A 15,796-nucleotide genomic window follows, 5' to 3' on the forward strand; every position below is an offset into this window, starting at 1 on the left:
AGTGAACGCTCATATTTTTTAGAAATAGATAAAAGCGTTTACACTTTTGTGCAAACGGTTGTACTTTTTGCATTACTCAACAGATTTATTTAAAGGGGGCAATATCATGAAAAAGTCACTATCTTTCTTTATGATGCTGGTATTAGTGATCGGAATGCTGGCAGCTTGCGGTCCTCAGCGTGAGGCACAGCCGGAAAACACAGATAAAGATAACGGCACAAGCGAAAACCAGGCTGAAGAGCCAAAACCGGAAAAATTAGTAGTTTGGGAAGACACAGATAAAGGCATAGCTTTAAAGCCTGCCATTGAGTCTTTTGAAAAAGAATATGGAATTAAAGTTGAATTTAAAGAGTTGGGCATGGCAGATAAGATCCGTGACCAATTAAGACTTGATGGACCTGCGGGAAATGCACCTGACGTTGTTACACTTCCTCATGACCAGATTGGCCAGGTTGTAACTGAAGGTCTTCTTCAGGAAATCCAGGTAGAAGACAGTGTTCTTGATACTTTCACAGAATCATCCATCACTGCTCAAATGTTTGACGGAAAATTATATGGTCTTCCAAAAGCAACTGAAACACCAGTTTTCATCTATAATAAAGCATTAATGGAAAAAGCTCCTGAAACAATGGATGAGCTTTACACTCAAGCTAAAGAATTGACGGCTGGCGGACAGTACGGATTCCTGGCTCTATTCGATAACTTCTATTTCGCACACGGACCTATTGCTGGCATGGGCGGATATGTTTTCAAGGAAAATGACGGTGCATTAGACCGTGAAGATGTAGGCTTAAACAACGAAGGCGCTGTTGAAGGTGCTGAGTTCATTCAAAAATGGTACAGTGAGGGCTTATTCCCTAAAGGAATCATCGGGGAAAGCGGCGGAGCAGCAATGGATGGCTTATTCAATGAAGGAAAAGCTGCTTCTGTTATGAATGGTCCATGGGCACTTCAAGGCATGAAGGATGCAGGAATTGATGTTGGAGTTTCTGTAATGCCAAAGCTTCCTAACGGTGAGCCTGTTAAAACATTCATGGGTGTTAAAGGCTGGCATGTAACTGCATTCACTAAAAACCCTTATTGGGCAACAAAATTTGTTGAGCATATTACAAATGAAGAAAACTCAAAAATCCGTTTCGAGACAACTCAGGAAATCCCTCCTGTAAAATCTCTTATTGAAGATCCTGTAATTGCAGACAATGAAGCTGCAAAAGCAGTCGCAGAGCAATCTCAATATGCTGTTCCAATGCCAAACATTCCTGAAATGGCTGAAGTCTGGGGACCAATGGCCTCTGCACTTCAAACGATTGCAACAGGAAAAGCTGAACCAAAGGCAGCACTTGACGATGCAGTAAAAACGATTAAAACAAATATCGAAACAAATCACCCTGCCAAGTAAATCTTGACAGACAAAGGGCGGTACCTCCCAGGAGGTATTGCCCATCATTTTTATATAATGCCAAAAACAGCAGAAGGAGCCCGCTTCGGCTTAGCTCCAAGAGCCGCTGTCGTCTGGAGCTAGACAGTTAATCAACTTCAGAATTAATACATTCATATCTTTAAATAGAAGCGGCAGAAGCCGCTTTCCTGTTCCTCTTTAAAGCAACCGTTTGCACAAAAACAGCCGCTATTATTTTGGAAATGAATTATAATAATAGAAAATACTTTCTCCTATAAAGAAAGGGGAGGCCACAGCCATATGGAAACAAAAAAAATGACATCCAATCATGGAAGAAATGCTGCTCTATTATCCATCCTGCCTGGATTTGGACAGTTTTATAATAAACAATTCGTGAAAGGTGCCATATTCTTAATTCTTACTGTTTCGTTCTTTGCAGCATTCTATGACACACTAAATTGGGGATTCTGGGGACTTATTACACTGGGGGAAATTCCAGTTCTGGACCACTCAATTTTTCTCCTGATCGATGGAATTATCGCACTGATTGTAACAGCATTGGGACTTATCATATATGCTTTCAATATTTATGATGCATATAATAATGGAAAAAAACGTGATTTGGGGCTGAAATTAAACAGTGTCAGGGAACAGTACCACAATCTCCTTGATAATGGTTTTCCATATTTAATGATATCACCAGGATTTTTTCTCTTAGTTTTCGTAGTTATTTTTCCTATCTTATTCGTAGTTCTTCTTGCATTTACAAACTATGATCTATATCATTCTCCGCCTGCAAAACTGGTAGATTGGGTTGGCATTCAGAATTTTATCGATATCTTCAAGCTGGATTTATGGAGAAAAACCTTCTTTGGCGTAATGGGCTGGACAATAGTCTGGACTTTTGTAGCTACCTCTTTGCAGGTAGCTCTGGGTATTTTCCTGGCAATTCTCGTTAACCAGAAGGATCTTAAAGGGAAAGCGATTATCCGAACAATTTTCATTCTCCCTTGGGCAGTTCCTGCATTTATATCGATCCTGATTTTCTCAGGGATGTTCAATGAGACATTTGGTGTGATTAATAAAACGATTCTGGATGCAATTGGCATCGGTCCTGTTCCATGGATGACAGAGGAAAATTGGACACGTTTAGCATTAATTTTCATTCAGTCATGGCTTGGATTCCCGTTCATTTTTGCTATGACAACAGGTGTGCTGCAGTCCATTCCGGATGAGCTTTATGAAGCTGCAACAGTGGATGGTGCAACGATCCTGCAGAAATTCACAAAAATCACTCTGCCGCTGGTTCTTTTTGCAACGGCACCCATTATCATTACTCAGTATACATTCAACTTCAACAACTTTAATGTTATCTTCTTGTTTAATGGCGGGGGACCGGCCATTCCGGGCCAAAATGCCGGCGGTTCGGATATTCTTATATCCTGGATTTATAAACTGACAATGACTTCTGCCCAATACGGCAAAGCCGCTGCAGTTACCATGATCCTATCACTCATAGTCATCACGGTAGCCCTATGGCAGTTTAGAAGAACAAAATCATTCCAAGAAGAGGATTTGATGTAGCTATGAGCATGAAGAAAAATAAAATTATCCGGCTGACTTTTTCCTATGTCATCATTGCCTTGATGAGCTTTATTGTGATTTATCCGCTTTTGTGGGTAGTGGGTTCTTCCTTAAATCCAGGCCAAAGTTTGTCGGGATCCACAATGTTTCCTGAAAATCCGACATTAGACCATTACAAATACCTTTTTGATTCAGATAAATCCAATTATGTTAAATGGTACTGGAATTCTTTGAAAATAAGTACATTGACCATGATTTTAACGGTTATTACAGTATCCTTCACCGCGTACTCATTTTCCCGTTACCGCTTTATCGGAAGGAAAAATGGATTATTAACTTTCCTGATACTGCAAATGATACCCAACTTTGCAGCGCTGATTGCCATATTTGTATTAGCGACAAGAACAGGTTTAATTGATACACATCTTGGATTAATCCTTGTGTATGTCGGCGGACAGATTCCAATGAATACCTGGCTGATGAAGGGTTATCTCGATACGATTCCAAAAGAACTTGATGAATCTGCGAAAATGGATGGTGCGAGCCATCTGCGTGTCTTCTGGCAAATTGTTATGCCGCTGGCAAAACCAATTGTTGCGGTAGTTGCGCTATTTTCATTCATAGCTCCTTTTGGGGATTTTATCCTTGCAAGAATTTTATTAAGAACAGATGAAAAGTTCACAATGGCTGTAGGATTGTATGAAATGGTTGCGAAGCAATTTGGAAATGAATTTACAAAGTTTGCTGCTGGCTCTGTTTTAATTGCCATTCCGATTGCTGCACTGTTCCTTATGTTCCAAAAATACTTTGTATCTGGTTTGACGGCAGGGGGAACAAAAGGCTAATCTTAAAGGGCTGAAACTTTACTGGCCGCTGCAGTCTGCGAACTGAACTGGATTGCAGTCTCTCAGCGGCTTGAAAAATGAAGGAGGAGCGGCGATGAATAAAGGAATCATAACCTTCATCTTAATCCCGTTTCTTCTTTTTTATGCCCTGCCGGCAGGAGCAGCTGAAAAAGAAGAGCGTAAATGGCAAGATGAAACATTTTATTTCTTAATGGTTGACCGATTTAGCAATGGAGATCCCAACAATGACTTTAAAGTCGATGTTCAGGACCCAAAAGCTTATCATGGCGGAGATTTTAAGGGGATTACAGAACGCCTGGATTATATTAAAGATATGGGGTTTACCGCAATTTGGCTGACTCCCGTTTTTGATAATGAAGAGAAGGGCTATCACGGTTATTGGATTAAAGATTTTTATAACACGGAAGAGCACTTTGGCACAATGGATGAATTGAAGCAGTTAGTCCAAGAAGCTCACAAAAGAGATATGAAAGTGATTTTGGACTTTGTTGTAAATCATGTGGGCACCAATCACGAATGGGTTAATGACCCCGGGAAAAAGGACTGGTTCCATGAAAAACAAGATATCATCAACTGGACGAATCAATCTGAGATTGAAAATGGCTGGATTTATGGACTCCCTGATTTAAAGCAGGAAAACCCTGAGGTACAAAACTATTTAATTGATGCAGCAAAGTGGTGGATCGAAGAAACGGATATTGATGGATATCGTCTTGATACTGTAAAGCATGTTCCAAAATCATTCTGGACCGAATTCGCCAAAAATGTAAAGTCAGTCAAAGAAGACTTTTATTTGCTGGGGGAAGTATGGTCGGATGATCCAAAATATATTGCTGAATATGAAAAAACAGGAATAGACGGCTTTGTTGATTATCCTTTAAATGATCATTTAAGAACTGCCTTTGCAGAGCCTGACAAATCGTTAAGCTGGCTTTTTGCAAACTGGGACCGAAATAAGGCATTTTATGAAAATCCCTATCTAATGGGAAGCTTCATGGATAATCATGATACTGTCAGGTTCACTCGGGATGCTATCACAAAAAATCATCATCCGGGTCCAAGGTGGAAACTTGCCTTAACATACATGTATACCACACCTGGGATTCCAATTGTTTATTATGGAAGTGAAATAGCTATGGATGGCGGTGAGGACCCTGACAACCGCAGGCAAATGGATTTCCGTACAGATAAAGAACTGATTGATTATATCGCAAAACTTGGGGAAGTTAGGCAAATGCTGCCATCTTTAACAAGGGGCGACATGGAACTGCTGGAGGAAAAGGACGGTTTTGCCGTTTATAAACGGAATTACGAAGATGAAACAACGGTTATTGTGATCAATAATTCAACAAAGTCACAGAAAGCGGTACTTGATTCCACTCAATTAGAAGAAGGAAAAGAGCTTCGCGGCATGATTGCTGATGATCTCATCCGAGATAAAGACGGAAAATATGAGATGATCATTGACCGGGAAGAGGCTGAAGTATATGTTCTGGCAGAAAAATCGGGATTGAATATTCCGCTGATTGCAGCACTTGCAGCAGTTTATTCAGCCTTTATGATTTTTATCTATCTTTTATGGAAGCGGTCAAAACAGAAGAAATCCGAGTAATTTTGGCATTAGAGCCTCCCCTTCTTCCTATTCCTGTTAACTGTTTAAAAAAGGAAAGAAAATCAAACCTGTTTTGATTATAATATTAATAACAGAGACCTCACGGAGAGGGTGATTCTATTGGCAGTCACAATTAAAGATGTAGCAAAGATGGCAAAAGTTGCGCCTTCTACTGTTTCAAGGGTAATTGCCAACAATCCTCGCATCAGCGAGAAAACTAAGCAAAAAGTCAGGGAAGCAATGGAACAGTTAGGATATCATCCGAATTTTATTGCCCGAAGCCTTGCAAGCCAATCAACCCGCGCAATTGGGCTGATAATGCCCAGTTCTACGGATGTTGTATTTCAGAACCCCTTCTTTCCAACTGTCCTTAGGGGTCTGAGCGAGGGAGCCCATGAAAGGCATTATGCTCTCCATATGACAACCGGGAAAACAGATGATGAGATCTATGAAGGTGTTGTCCAAATGGTACAGGGCGGCCGGGTAGATGGAGTGATATTGCTGTATTCAAAAGTGGAGGATAAAGTTCTGGCCTTCTTAAAAGATAGGGATTTCCCATTTGTTGTTATTGGCAAGCCTTTTTCGGACGAAGAAGAAATCACTTACGTGGATAATAATAATTTCCGTGCAGCCAAAGAAGTAACGGAATATTTGATTAAGCTGGGCCATAAGCAAATTGCGTTTGTCGGCGGAAACTTGAATCTAACTGTTACAGTTGAACGTCTGCTCGGCTATGAAAAAGCATTAAGGGATGCTGGAATTGAACTGGTAAATGAGTATATTGTTCATGAAGAATTCTTAAAAGAAGGAGGCCAGGAAGCTGTCAGAGAACTCATTTCCCTGACAAAACCTCCAACCGCCCTTGTGGTTGCCGACGATTTAATGGCATTGGGTGTCCTGAATACTCTGGATGAAATGGGTATAAAAGTTCCTGAAGATATGTCTATCATCAGCTTTAATAATGTGCTTCTGGCTGAAATGTCCAGACCTCCTCTAACTTCTGTCGATATCAATATATTCGATTTGGGATTTGAATCTGCCCGAAGCCTTATATACAGAATTGAAAACCCGCGGGAGCCTGTAAAGCGCATTATTATTCCCCATAAAATTGTAAAACGCTGCTCATGCAGCAGTCCGAAAACTGAAGAACCACAGATTGTATCGTAAAAAAGGGAAGCCTGATGCAGGCTTCCCTTTTTTATCGCCGTCTAACGGTCAGTAAGACTCACCAATGGAAGACTCCAGAGGATTCATAAGAGATCATTGGGAGTCAAACTGCCCGTATAGGCCAGATTGGTTCAACTAACAATCAGAGGGGTTAGTTGAACACTTTCTGATTGAAGTTTCACTCTACCCGTTTACAATAGTGCCCCCATTCACATGAATCATCTGGCCGCTCACATAAGATGAATCATCACTGGCAAGATAGACATAAGCCGGAGCTAATTCATAAGGCTGTCCTGCTCTGCCTATTGGGGTATTTGATCCAAATTTTGATACCTTATCCGCTGTGAATGTAGATGGAATAAGCGGTGTCCAAATAGGTCCAGGAGCAACTCCATTTACGCGAATTCCCTGTCCAGCCAGCGATTTGGCCAATGAGCGTGTAAAGGAGACAATCGCTCCTTTTGTTGAAGAATAGTCGATTAGCTGCTCGTTGCCTTCATAAGCTGTTATCGAAGCAGTATTGATAATTGAGCTCCCTTTTTTAAGGTGAGGAAGTACTGCTTTTGTCAGATGGAAGAATGAAAAGATGTTTGTTCGGAATGTTTTTTCAAGCTGTTCAGCAGTGATATCGAGCAGGCTTTTTTGAGGATGCTGCTCGGCTGCATTATTAACCAGTACATCGATTTGCCCAAATTTATCAAGTGTTTTCCTGACTGCATCCTTACAGAATGTTTCGCTTCCAAGATCTCCGGAGATCAGCAGACAGTCTTGTCCTTCAGCCTGAATGGCCTCTTTAGTCTTTTCTGCGTCTTCATGTTCTTCCAGATAGACAATCGCCACGCTGGCTCCTTCTTTGGCAAAATAAATGGCAGCTGATTTTCCGATGCCGCTGTCTCCGCCTGTTATTAAAACAACTTTTCCTTTTAATTTATCGGACCCTTTATAATTTGGATCAACAGTTTGGGGCTCAGGCTGCATTGGCGCCTCTGTGCCGGGCTGATGATCCTGATGCTGAGGCGGAAATTCCTTTGGATTGTTTTGAGTATTAGACATTACGAAATCCCTCCAAATCATTAATACTCTTTTAATTCCATTTTATTATGGTAAAAAAACATGGAAATTATTTGCATTGCTCTTATATAATGGATTTAAAAAAGAGTGGGGGAACAGGATTTGCAGATTCGATCAGCTGACAAAAGTGATGCAGAAGCCATTTTGGCGCATTGCCGGAAAGCTTTTGGAGAAACTGATTTTTTAATGACTGAGGCGGATGAGTTTAATTTAACAATTGAAGAAGAGGAAGCGTGGCTTGAGCAGAGCATTAGAACTGGAGATCTTATTTTATTAGCGGAAGTTGACAATGAAGTGATTGGAATGCTGAACTTTCGGCGTTCAAAAAGCAAAAAGGTAAACCATCTGGGTTATTTCGGGATCACAATACAGAAGAAGCATTGTAACCAGGGACTGGGAAGCAAAATGATGGAGCAATTTTTGAAGTGGGCGCAAGAGGAGCCAGGTCTTGAAAAAGTATGCCTGGAAGTCTTTTCGTATAACCAAAGAGCAATCCATCTGTACAAGCGATTTGGATTTCAGGAGGAAGGACGCAAAATTAAACATATTAAAAGAAGCGATGGGTCTTATGCAGATGAATTAATGATGTATAAATTTGTAAAATAACCCTTAGCATTCTTTCTCAAACGGTGAAAATTATAAAATCAGCAAATAAATTCATTTAAGCAAGCTGGTTTTTCTGAAAAATTAAAAAAGCAAACGGATTTTCTCCGTTTGCTTAAAATTACCGATAATTTACGAATTGAACATCAACAGTCAAATCTGCCTCTTTAACAGCAGCAATAATCTTCTGCAGGTCATCGCGGTTTTTGCCGGTTACTCGGACCTGATCATCCTGAACCTGGCTCTTCACCTTTAAACCGCTGTTTTTAATAAGGGTATTGATCTTCTTGGCATTGTCTTTATCAATTCCCTGGACAAGCTTTGCTCTTTGGCGTACAGTTCCGCCTGATGCCCCCTCAATCTTGCTGTAATCAAGATTTTTTACAGGTATGCCCCTTTTTATCAATTTACTCAATAAAACATCTTTAAGCTGTTCCATTTTAAATTCATCATCAGATAGAAGCACGAGCTCTTCTTTATCGAGCTTTATATCACTTTTGCTGCCTTTAAAGTCATAACGGGTGGAGATTTCCTTCATGGCAATATTAATGGCATTGGTTACTTCAGAAAAGTCAACTTTGGATACAATATCAAATGAGCTTTCTTTAGACATGACAGCCTCCTTGGAGATAACATTTTAAGTTTCACTTCTTGTCCTTATTATAGTAAAATATAGCAGTTCAAACAACTTTAGGAGTTATGTGATCTTAATTGGGAAAGATTTAATATAATGAATATTTGTTTACTGGAAACTAAGAAGGAGGAAAAGGGATGGCTTTAGAAGAGAATTTAGGCCGTGCTGCTAAACTGATTGTTTCAAGGGAAGCGGCTTTTGGCTATTTTTTGACGGATGGAGAGGAAGATGTTCTTCTTCATCAGAACGAGACAGATGAAAAGCTGGAGGAAGGACAGGAAGTCGAGGCTTTTCTTTATATGGACTCGCAGGGAAGAATTGCAGCAACAACTGTGATTCCGGAAGTTCAGGCTGGTACATATGGATGGGCGCATGTAAGTGATGTAAAGCCCGGCATCGGTGTATTTATCAACATCGGCATTCAGAAGGACATGCTCCTCGGTGAGGAAGATTTGCCTGTACATGAAGCCGTCTGGCCGATTGAAGGGGATAGGTTATACATTACACTCCGGGTGAATAAGAATAACAGAATTTATGTAAAAATGGCTACTGATCCTGTCATTACAGATATTTCAATAAAGGCAGCCAAAAGTGATTTTAATAAGAATATTCACGGACATATATATAGAACTGCAAAGGTTGGGAGCTGGATTTATACAGCTGAGGGCTTTAAAGGCTTTATCCATGAATCCCAGCGCAAAAGGGAGCCCCGTCTTGGCGAAAAAGTTGAGGGACGGATTGTTGATGTGAAAGAGGACGGAACAGTGAATGTTTCCCTTATACCCAGAAAACATGAGGTATTGGACGATGATTCCGAAAAAATCCTATCTTATCTTGAAAGCCGCAATGGTGCGATGCCATTTGGCGATAAAAGCGCGCCAGAAGATATACAGGAGCGTTTTCAGCTAAGCAAAGCTTCTTTTAAAAGGGCCTTGGGAAGGCTTATGAAGGAAGGCAAGGTTTATCAGGAAGATGGATGGACATATATAAAGAAAGACTAATTCACAATCTAAAAACGGACAAGCCAATGCTTGCCCGTTTTATTATTATAGATGATCTGTCTTTTTGGAATATTGGTTTTTCCCGGCTTTGCGGTTTTTCTCGCGCATCATATTTTTTTCGTGAAGAAGCGCATTATTGTCTTTTGCTTTTTTATCATTATCGGAAGTATGCGGCATAATAATAATACTCCTTTCACACTGAGAGGTTTATCCTTCAGAATATTACTGAAGTACAATCATATTGTCTGTCAGAATGAAATGGAGTATGTATTCTTCACTAGGTTTATATTTGCTTTTGGTAGAAAATCGCAATTGTTCCTGGACCCGTATGGGACCCGATTGCAGAGCCTATGGATGTAATATAGACTTCTTTGGCTTTTAGCTCTTCCAGGATTAATTTTTGCATTTCAAGAGCTGTGTCTTCATCATCAGCATGGCTGATGCCGACCGTCTGATTCTCAAACGAAGTCCCATTTTCTTTCATCAGCTCAATGATGCGGCGAAGAAGCTTTTTCTTGCCGCGCAGTTTCTCAATCGGTACAAGTTTGCCATCTTCTACAGTTAGCAGAGGTTTAATGTTCAAAAGTCCGCCTAGAAATGCGGAAGCTTTAGAAACACGGCCGCCTTTTGCCAGGTATTCGAGATCATTTACAGTGAATAAACTCTCGAGGTGCCGGCATCGAAGTTCGATATCTTGCTGTATGTCTTCCTTGGATGCGCCTGATTGTGCGTTAGCAGCCGCTGCCTTAACGATTAATCCATATCCCAATGAAGCCGCCTTAGAATCGATAATGGATAATTTGAAATCCGGGTATTTCTCTTTTACTTGCTCCAAAATCATTACAGCGGTCTGGTATGTACCTGAGAGTCCGGAGGAAAAAGAAACATAAATGCCGTCTTCATTTTGTTCTGCCATCTTCATGAACGTTTCCTCAAAATGGAGAGGGGATACCTGAGATGTTTTAGGCACCTGGCCCTCACGGATAGCATCATAAACATCCTTAGGTTCTATGGTGACTAAATCTTCATATTCTGTATCATTCAGTTGAACCTTTAATGGGAAAAGTGTGACGCCATTTTCTTCATAGAAGCTTAGCGGCAGATCACACGCACTGTCAGCTAAAATTTTTACTGACATTTTCTTTCACCTGCTTTCAAACTATATGAATTAAGTTTATAGAAATCAAGGAGAAAAAACAATGAATTGTGTTGAAAATGACACTTTTCGCAAGTCTAACGGGCAGTAAGACTCTTACTTTCAGAAATCAAAGGAATAGAAGGGATATAAGCGGGGGGCAAACTGCCCGTATGCTGTGAAAACGTATTTGTGACCCGCTTCCTCCCATAAGCTGCAGCTTTTGGTCGATGATTATGCTGACGAAGCCTTCCTTGTGCTGTGTGCCTCAACTAACAATCAGCGGGGAAAAATCCCCCGCTGATTGAAGATTCACTTTACTGGGTAAAGAAAATAATAAAAAAATTCAGGGGGTAAAAAATGGTTTGGTTAGAAACTAAGAAAGTATTTATTGTTTTGATTGGCGCGATATTGAACGCAATTGCGATGAATTTTTTTCTGATACCTGCCAATGTATATGCGAGCGGTTTTACAGGTGTGGCACAGCTATTATCAAGCATTCTTGGGGATTTTGGATCAACAGGAATTCTGCTGTTCATTCTAAATATTCCTGTAACCATTTTAGCCTGGAAGAAGGTTGGAAGGTCTTTTACTATTTACAGTTTTCTAAGCGTATTCTTAATGTCATTTTTCTTGGAAATCATACCGGTAATTCATGTTTCAAAAGATATTTTGCTTAATGCCGTTTTTGGAGGTGTGATTGCGGCTGTTGGCGTAGGGATAACACTGAAATGGGGGGCTTCTACAGGAGGAATGGATATCATCGCAATGGTATTGTCCCGAATGAAAGACAAGCCTGTCGGTACATATTTTTTCACACTTAACGCCATTATTATAATAACAGCTGGCTTTTTGTATGGATGGGAAAAAGCTTTATACACTCTTGTTACCCTTTATGCCTCAACCAGGGTCATTGATGCCATTCATACAAGACATGAGAAACTGACAGCATTAATTATAACGAAAAAATCGGAAGAAATGAAAAAAGCCATCCATGACCATCTGGTCAGGGGAATTACAACCATTCCGGCAAAGGGGGCTTTTACAAATGAAAACAAGGAAATGATGATGATTGTCATCACCCGTTATGAGTTATTCGACCTTGAAAGAATTATTAAAGAAGTAGATCCGAATGCCTTTACAAATATTGTCCAAACCGCTGGTGTTTATGGTTTCTTCCGCAGGGATTAAATAAATGGAGGGATGAAGGATGCTTCGGCTTTTGACTGCTGCTGCTCTGATTATCTTCACTATGCCTTTGCAAAGTTTTGAAGCTTCTAAAAAGGAAATGCCATTTGATTTTAAAGTAATGCCTCAAGCAGGAACGGAAACAATGGAGATAGAATTGCTTCTGAGGAATACTGCCAATTACCCGCTAAGCTTTGAGTTTAGGACTTCCCAATTTTACGAAGTAAATATATTAAATCAAAATGGCGAAATGGTATATTCCTCTTCAGAAGGTAAAGCATTTTTACAAGCTATACAGACCATTGCCGTCAAACCGGATGAATTCAAGGTGTGGAAAGAGCAGTGGGATTATCGGCACAATGGCAAAAGAGTAAAGGAAGGGGAGTACATTGTAAAAGCCAGGCTTTTGGCATCAAACTTAAATGGCAAAGAACTGGAGACCAAAGCGGAATCAGAAGCCTCTGTCTATATCCCAGGACAAAATCCTGCCTTTCGCCATGTTAAGGTTACTGGAGAGAATGGCTTATATTCAGTATCAATTGAAGGGCGTCCAAAAAACGGAAAGCTATGGTATACAGTTGAAGATGGCCATAATGAACTGCTGCCTGAAAAGGGAGTATCAGCTCTTTCAAATAACTGGGAGAACTATAATATAAAAGTAAGCATTCCTGCTGATAAATTGCCTGAAAACGGATCAGTGATTTTGCATTTATATGAAAAAAGCCATAATGACGGACATATTATAAATCCCTTTCCTGTTATCCTGGAAAGGAGGTAAAAAAGAAGCTGGCAGCCATCGAGGCTGCCAGCTTCTTTTTAGCGATTCTGCGAATATTGCTCAAGCTCCTGCTGCATCTCCCGCAGCTGTGCCTGTTCAGCCGCCGTGGAATTGGCAAACGCGGAACTTAAAGCATTTTTCGCACGGGAAACAGTTTCTTCGCCTGCAGAACTTTTAGCTATTTCCACATATTTTCTGGCTTCCTGAAATAATCTGTTTCCCATCGTTATATTCCTCCGAGGGATGATTCTTTCACATTAGCTAATTTTTGGGCTTCCGCCTCTGCATAGGTCATGTGGTACGGGATACGTTCATCATGCTTACTAACAGTATCAACACCCTGTTGTACGAAGCGTTTTGATTTATTACGTTTACCCATTCGAATCCCCTCCATGAAAGAGTTTAAAGCAGCATTGTGCTGCTCCATCCCTTAGTATGCTCTAAAGGAATGATTTAAAAAGGGAATTTAAAGGACTGGTTGCCATTAAATTTCTTTTGGTCATTTGCTTATAGTGCTTTAAGGTTTAATAATTCATTTAAATAGATTCCGATTCCATCCTCCTCGTTGGTTAAGGTGACTTCATTGGCAATATTTTTCACCTGGTCAATAGCATTGCCCATGGCAATCCCGTAGCCTGCATATTCAAGCATTTCAAGATCATTGTCTTCATCACCGAAAGCTATGATCCGCTCAGGCGGTATTTGGAAGTAATCAGCTGCTTTTTGGAGGCCAACAGCTTTATTCAGCCCTGTTTTTACGATTTCAATGACATGCCATGGAGCCGCCCAGCGACGGTGATCAATCACTTCGGCATGGACTTCGGAAAGATGGGCTCTAATTGTTTTTACATGTTCTTCATCTGTGTGGATCAGCATGCTTGTCGGATTATCATTAAGATAATTGCGTAAATCTCCAGTCGTAATTTTGGGATCGCCAAAACCGAAGATATCCAGAAGCTTTTCATCATGGTAATGCAGGTAAACATCATCTATAACTTCTGCTACAATATTATGCACTGTATAGCTATTAACGGCTTCTACAATTTCCTTTGCAACGTTCATTTGCAGAGGTGTATGATAAACTCCCCAATTATGATCTTTAGGATGATGTATGTAAGCACCATTGAAATTGACAATTGGCGTAGTCAATCCCATTTCACGATAATAAATTTCGCTGGAGCGAAATGGCCTTCCGGTGGCAATCATCACTTCATGTCCTTGTTCGCGTGCCTTTTGAATAATCATTTTAGTTTTAGCTGAGATGGTTTTGTCATCTTTTAATAATGTTCCATCAAGGTCCAGTGCAATTAAATGTTTTTCTGCCATAAGATCTCCTTCTAAGCGCTCAGCACTTTTTTATAAGAATTTAACTGCAGTTTACGCACTGCAGTCAATTGCTTATCTTGAAGTATGCCCCGCTTTTCTTTTAAGTGTAAAGGTTTTGGAAAAAAAAAGTCTACATGTTAAACTGAAAATATAGAAAGAATTTACATCAAAACAAGAGCGTAAGCTTTTACAAAATCATTTTATACATATATGTTATCAATATTATTATAATTTTGTAAAAAAATTCACTTGTGCCCTAACAGATTTAGGAGGAAGAACTGTGGTTGTTATTGAACATAAGCATATCAAAGAAATTCCTGTTCTTGAACTGGCCAGACAGGAAGTAAAAGGGGAACGCTTGCCTTTTATTATTTTCGTTCATGGCTTTACGAGTGCCAAAGAACATAATCTGCATTATGCCTATCTGCTAGCTGAAAAAGGGTTCAGGGTGGTGCTTCCAGACACCTTGCTTCATGGGGAAAGATCTGAAGGTTTATCAGGCAGCGATTTAAATTTCAGGCTATGGGATATTGTTCTAAATACAATTGCGGAATTGAACATAATCAGGGATGTCTATGAGGATGCAGATCTGATCGACAAGGGAAGAATAGGGCTTGTGGGCACCTCCATGGGAGGAATAGTCACTTTGGGCGCCTTGACCCAGTATGAGTGGGTCAAAGCTGCAGTAAGCCTTATGGGTATGCCGTATTATGAAAAATTTGCTCAGCTTCAGCTGGATGAATTGAAGAAGAATAATATTAAAATTCCGCTTTCCAGCGAAGAACTAGCAGATCTGCTGGGGACTTTAAGGGAGCGGGATCTAAGTCTTCAGCCTGAAAAACTTGGAGGAAGGCCACTTATGTTCTGGCATGGCAAAAAAGACCCGGTTGTTCCTTATTCCTATACATACCAATTTTATGAGACCATCCAGCCCTTATATAGTGACTCACCTGAAAACCTCATGTTTATATCAGATGAACAGGCGGGGCACAAAGTAAGCAGGGAAGGGCTGCTGGAAACGGTTAAATGGTTTGGGGAACATCTATAACCAACATTTTTTCAATTCATTTAAATATTTGTTAAGATAAAGATAAAGTAAATAATGAAGGAGTGCTGCAGAAATGGACCAGGATTTAAAAGACAGCATCATGGGTGCACTTGAACTTGTTGTTGACCCGGAGCTGGGGATAGATATTGTGAACTTAGGCTTAGTATATGAGGTGAAAATGGAAGAGGAAGGTAAAGCCGTGGTAGATATGACTCTTACTTCCATGGGGTGTCCTTTGGCAGGAACAATTGTTGAGCAAGTAAAGTCAGCATTGGCTGATATTCCCGAAGTAAAGGACACTGAAGTGAACATTGTCTGGAACCCGCCTTGGTCTAAAGACAGAATGTCCCGCTATGCAAAAATTGCACTTGGCGTACAATAAGA

Annotated in this window: 18 protein-coding genes; 11 read left to right on the plus strand and 7 right to left on the minus strand. The window is 40.3% G+C overall.

The genetic code is table 11. The annotated features are described in order from the left end of the window. The first annotated feature begins 106 nt into the window (after positions 1–106). From AC0VZ9_RS07395 to AC0VZ9_RS07415, 5 genes are all read left to right on the plus strand, one after another. Positions 107–1,399, plus strand: coding sequence for an extracellular solute-binding protein (locus AC0VZ9_RS07395; RefSeq protein ID WP_009331269.1), 1,293 nt, complete (start codon positions 107–109; stop codon positions 1,397–1,399). Positions 1,400–1,699: 300 nt separating this feature from the next. After that, positions 1,700–2,983 carry a carbohydrate ABC transporter permease gene (locus AC0VZ9_RS07400; protein ID WP_009331268.1) on the plus strand — a complete coding sequence of 428 codons (1,284 nt, stop codon included), beginning with the start codon at positions 1,700–1,702 and terminating at the stop codon, positions 2,981–2,983. A gap of 2 nt (positions 2,984–2,985) precedes the next feature. Further along, on the plus strand, positions 2,986–3,828 hold the full coding sequence (locus AC0VZ9_RS07405) for a sugar ABC transporter permease (RefSeq protein WP_019381459.1): 843 nt from the start codon (positions 2,986–2,988) through the stop codon (positions 3,826–3,828). Positions 3,829–3,922: 94 nt separating this feature from the next. Further along, the gene (locus tag AC0VZ9_RS07410; RefSeq protein ID WP_019381460.1) at positions 3,923–5,461 is read left to right on the plus strand and encodes an alpha-amylase family glycosyl hydrolase; all 1,539 of its coding nucleotides are present in this window, start codon (positions 3,923–3,925) and stop codon (positions 5,459–5,461) included. Positions 5,462–5,581: 120 nt separating this feature from the next. Next, entirely contained in the window at positions 5,582–6,628 is a 1,047-nt protein-coding gene (locus AC0VZ9_RS07415; protein WP_009331265.1) for a LacI family DNA-binding transcriptional regulator, read from the plus strand. A gap of 183 nt (positions 6,629–6,811) precedes the next feature. On the opposite strand, the gene AC0VZ9_RS07420 is transcribed toward AC0VZ9_RS07415, so the two are convergent. Then, positions 6,812–7,681, minus strand: coding sequence for an SDR family oxidoreductase (locus tag AC0VZ9_RS07420; protein ID WP_251263739.1), 870 nt, complete (start codon positions 7,679–7,681; stop codon positions 6,812–6,814). 120 nt (positions 7,682–7,801) lie between these two features. Between AC0VZ9_RS07420 and AC0VZ9_RS07425 the strand changes: the two genes are divergently transcribed. Then, positions 7,802–8,305, plus strand: coding sequence for a GNAT family N-acetyltransferase (locus AC0VZ9_RS07425; RefSeq protein WP_019381462.1), 504 nt, complete (start codon positions 7,802–7,804; stop codon positions 8,303–8,305). Between the two features lie 118 nt (positions 8,306–8,423). On the opposite strand, the gene AC0VZ9_RS07430 is transcribed toward AC0VZ9_RS07425, so the two are convergent. Continuing rightward, positions 8,424–8,915, minus strand: coding sequence for a YajQ family cyclic di-GMP-binding protein (locus tag AC0VZ9_RS07430; RefSeq protein WP_009331262.1), 492 nt, complete (start codon positions 8,913–8,915; stop codon positions 8,424–8,426). 158 nt (positions 8,916–9,073) lie between these two features. Here AC0VZ9_RS07430 and AC0VZ9_RS07435 point away from each other — a divergent pair, with 158 nt between their 5' ends. Then, the gene (locus tag AC0VZ9_RS07435; protein WP_009331261.1) at positions 9,074–9,937 is read left to right on the plus strand and encodes a CvfB family protein; all 864 of its coding nucleotides are present in this window, start codon (positions 9,074–9,076) and stop codon (positions 9,935–9,937) included. Positions 9,938–9,982: 45 nt separating this feature from the next. On the opposite strand, the gene AC0VZ9_RS07440 is transcribed toward AC0VZ9_RS07435, so the two are convergent. Both AC0VZ9_RS07440 and AC0VZ9_RS07445 read right to left on the minus strand, forming a co-directional pair. Next, the gene (locus AC0VZ9_RS07440; RefSeq protein ID WP_009331260.1) at positions 9,983–10,114 is read right to left on the minus strand and encodes a DUF3941 domain-containing protein; all 132 of its coding nucleotides are present in this window, start codon (positions 10,112–10,114) and stop codon (positions 9,983–9,985) included. A 106-nt stretch (positions 10,115–10,220) separates the two neighbouring features. Continuing rightward, complete coding sequence (locus tag AC0VZ9_RS07445; RefSeq protein WP_009331259.1) at positions 10,221–11,075, minus strand: DegV family protein; 855 nt, start codon at positions 11,073–11,075, stop codon at positions 10,221–10,223. 357 nt (positions 11,076–11,432) lie between these two features. Between AC0VZ9_RS07445 and AC0VZ9_RS07450 the strand changes: the two genes are divergently transcribed. Further along, entirely contained in the window at positions 11,433–12,263 is an 831-nt protein-coding gene (locus tag AC0VZ9_RS07450) for a YitT family protein (protein WP_009331258.1), read from the plus strand. Positions 12,264–12,282: 19 nt separating this feature from the next. Further along, positions 12,283–13,038 (plus strand): BsuPI-related putative proteinase inhibitor, encoded by a 756-nt coding sequence (locus AC0VZ9_RS07455; protein ID WP_009331257.1) that lies wholly within the window; start codon positions 12,283–12,285, stop codon positions 13,036–13,038. A 38-nt stretch (positions 13,039–13,076) separates the two neighbouring features. On the opposite strand, the gene AC0VZ9_RS07460 is transcribed toward AC0VZ9_RS07455, so the two are convergent. The 3 genes from AC0VZ9_RS07460 to AC0VZ9_RS07470 form a co-directional block, all read right to left on the minus strand. Beyond that, complete coding sequence (locus tag AC0VZ9_RS07460) at positions 13,077–13,262, minus strand: DUF3813 domain-containing protein (protein WP_009331256.1); 186 nt, start codon at positions 13,260–13,262, stop codon at positions 13,077–13,079. 2 nt (positions 13,263–13,264) lie between these two features. Beyond that, entirely contained in the window at positions 13,265–13,417 is a 153-nt protein-coding gene (locus tag AC0VZ9_RS07465) for a hypothetical protein (RefSeq protein WP_009331255.1), read from the minus strand. Between the two features lie 128 nt (positions 13,418–13,545). After that, the gene (locus tag AC0VZ9_RS07470; protein ID WP_009331254.1) at positions 13,546–14,364 is read right to left on the minus strand and encodes a Cof-type HAD-IIB family hydrolase; all 819 of its coding nucleotides are present in this window, start codon (positions 14,362–14,364) and stop codon (positions 13,546–13,548) included. Positions 14,365–14,644: 280 nt separating this feature from the next. On the opposite strand from AC0VZ9_RS07470, the gene AC0VZ9_RS07475 reads away from it, so the two are divergent. Both AC0VZ9_RS07475 and AC0VZ9_RS07480 read left to right on the plus strand, forming a co-directional pair. After that, positions 14,645–15,412, plus strand: coding sequence for an alpha/beta fold hydrolase (locus AC0VZ9_RS07475; RefSeq protein ID WP_009331253.1), 768 nt, complete (start codon positions 14,645–14,647; stop codon positions 15,410–15,412). Positions 15,413–15,485: 73 nt separating this feature from the next. Further along, positions 15,486–15,794 carry a metal-sulfur cluster assembly factor gene (locus AC0VZ9_RS07480; protein ID WP_251174415.1) on the plus strand — a complete coding sequence of 103 codons (309 nt, stop codon included), beginning with the start codon at positions 15,486–15,488 and terminating at the stop codon, positions 15,792–15,794. Positions 15,795–15,796: the final 2 nt, after the last annotated feature.

The sequence above is a fragment of the Cytobacillus sp. QJM3NY_8 genome, assembly GCF_056173585.1.

What these genes read in the sequence shown, in the direction of transcription:
- AC0VZ9_RS07395 (WP_009331269.1), top strand. Translation starts at nt 107, where the DNA reads ATGAAAAAGTCACTATCTTTCTTTATGATGCTGGTATTAGTGATCGGA.
- AC0VZ9_RS07400 (WP_009331268.1), top strand. Translation starts at nt 1,700, where the DNA reads ATGGAAACAAAAAAAATGACATCCAATCATGGAAGAAATGCTGCTCTA.
- AC0VZ9_RS07405 (WP_019381459.1), top strand. Translation starts at nt 2,986, where the DNA reads ATGAGCATGAAGAAAAATAAAATTATCCGGCTGACTTTTTCCTATGTC.
- AC0VZ9_RS07410 (WP_019381460.1), top strand. Translation starts at nt 3,923, where the DNA reads ATGAATAAAGGAATCATAACCTTCATCTTAATCCCGTTTCTTCTTTTT.
- AC0VZ9_RS07420 (WP_251263739.1), bottom strand. Translation starts at nt 7,681, where the DNA reads ATGTCTAATACTCAAAACAATCCAAAGGAATTTCCGCCTCAGCATCAG.
- AC0VZ9_RS07430 (WP_009331262.1), bottom strand. Translation starts at nt 8,915, where the DNA reads ATGTCTAAAGAAAGCTCATTTGATATTGTATCCAAAGTTGACTTTTCT.
- AC0VZ9_RS07435 (WP_009331261.1), top strand. Translation starts at nt 9,074, where the DNA reads ATGGCTTTAGAAGAGAATTTAGGCCGTGCTGCTAAACTGATTGTTTCA.
- AC0VZ9_RS07440 (WP_009331260.1), bottom strand. Translation starts at nt 10,114, where the DNA reads ATGCCGCATACTTCCGATAATGATAAAAAAGCAAAAGACAATAATGCG.
- AC0VZ9_RS07445 (WP_009331259.1), bottom strand. Translation starts at nt 11,075, where the DNA reads ATGTCAGTAAAAATTTTAGCTGACAGTGCGTGTGATCTGCCGCTAAGC.
- AC0VZ9_RS07450 (WP_009331258.1), top strand. Translation starts at nt 11,433, where the DNA reads ATGGTTTGGTTAGAAACTAAGAAAGTATTTATTGTTTTGATTGGCGCG.
- AC0VZ9_RS07455 (WP_009331257.1), top strand. Translation starts at nt 12,283, where the DNA reads ATGCTTCGGCTTTTGACTGCTGCTGCTCTGATTATCTTCACTATGCCT.
- AC0VZ9_RS07460 (WP_009331256.1), bottom strand. Translation starts at nt 13,262, where the DNA reads ATGGGAAACAGATTATTTCAGGAAGCCAGAAAATATGTGGAAATAGCT.
- AC0VZ9_RS07465 (WP_009331255.1), bottom strand. Translation starts at nt 13,417, where the DNA reads ATGGGTAAACGTAATAAATCAAAACGCTTCGTACAACAGGGTGTTGAT.
- AC0VZ9_RS07470 (WP_009331254.1), bottom strand. Translation starts at nt 14,364, where the DNA reads ATGGCAGAAAAACATTTAATTGCACTGGACCTTGATGGAACATTATTA.
- AC0VZ9_RS07480 (WP_251174415.1), top strand. Translation starts at nt 15,486, where the DNA reads ATGGACCAGGATTTAAAAGACAGCATCATGGGTGCACTTGAACTTGTT.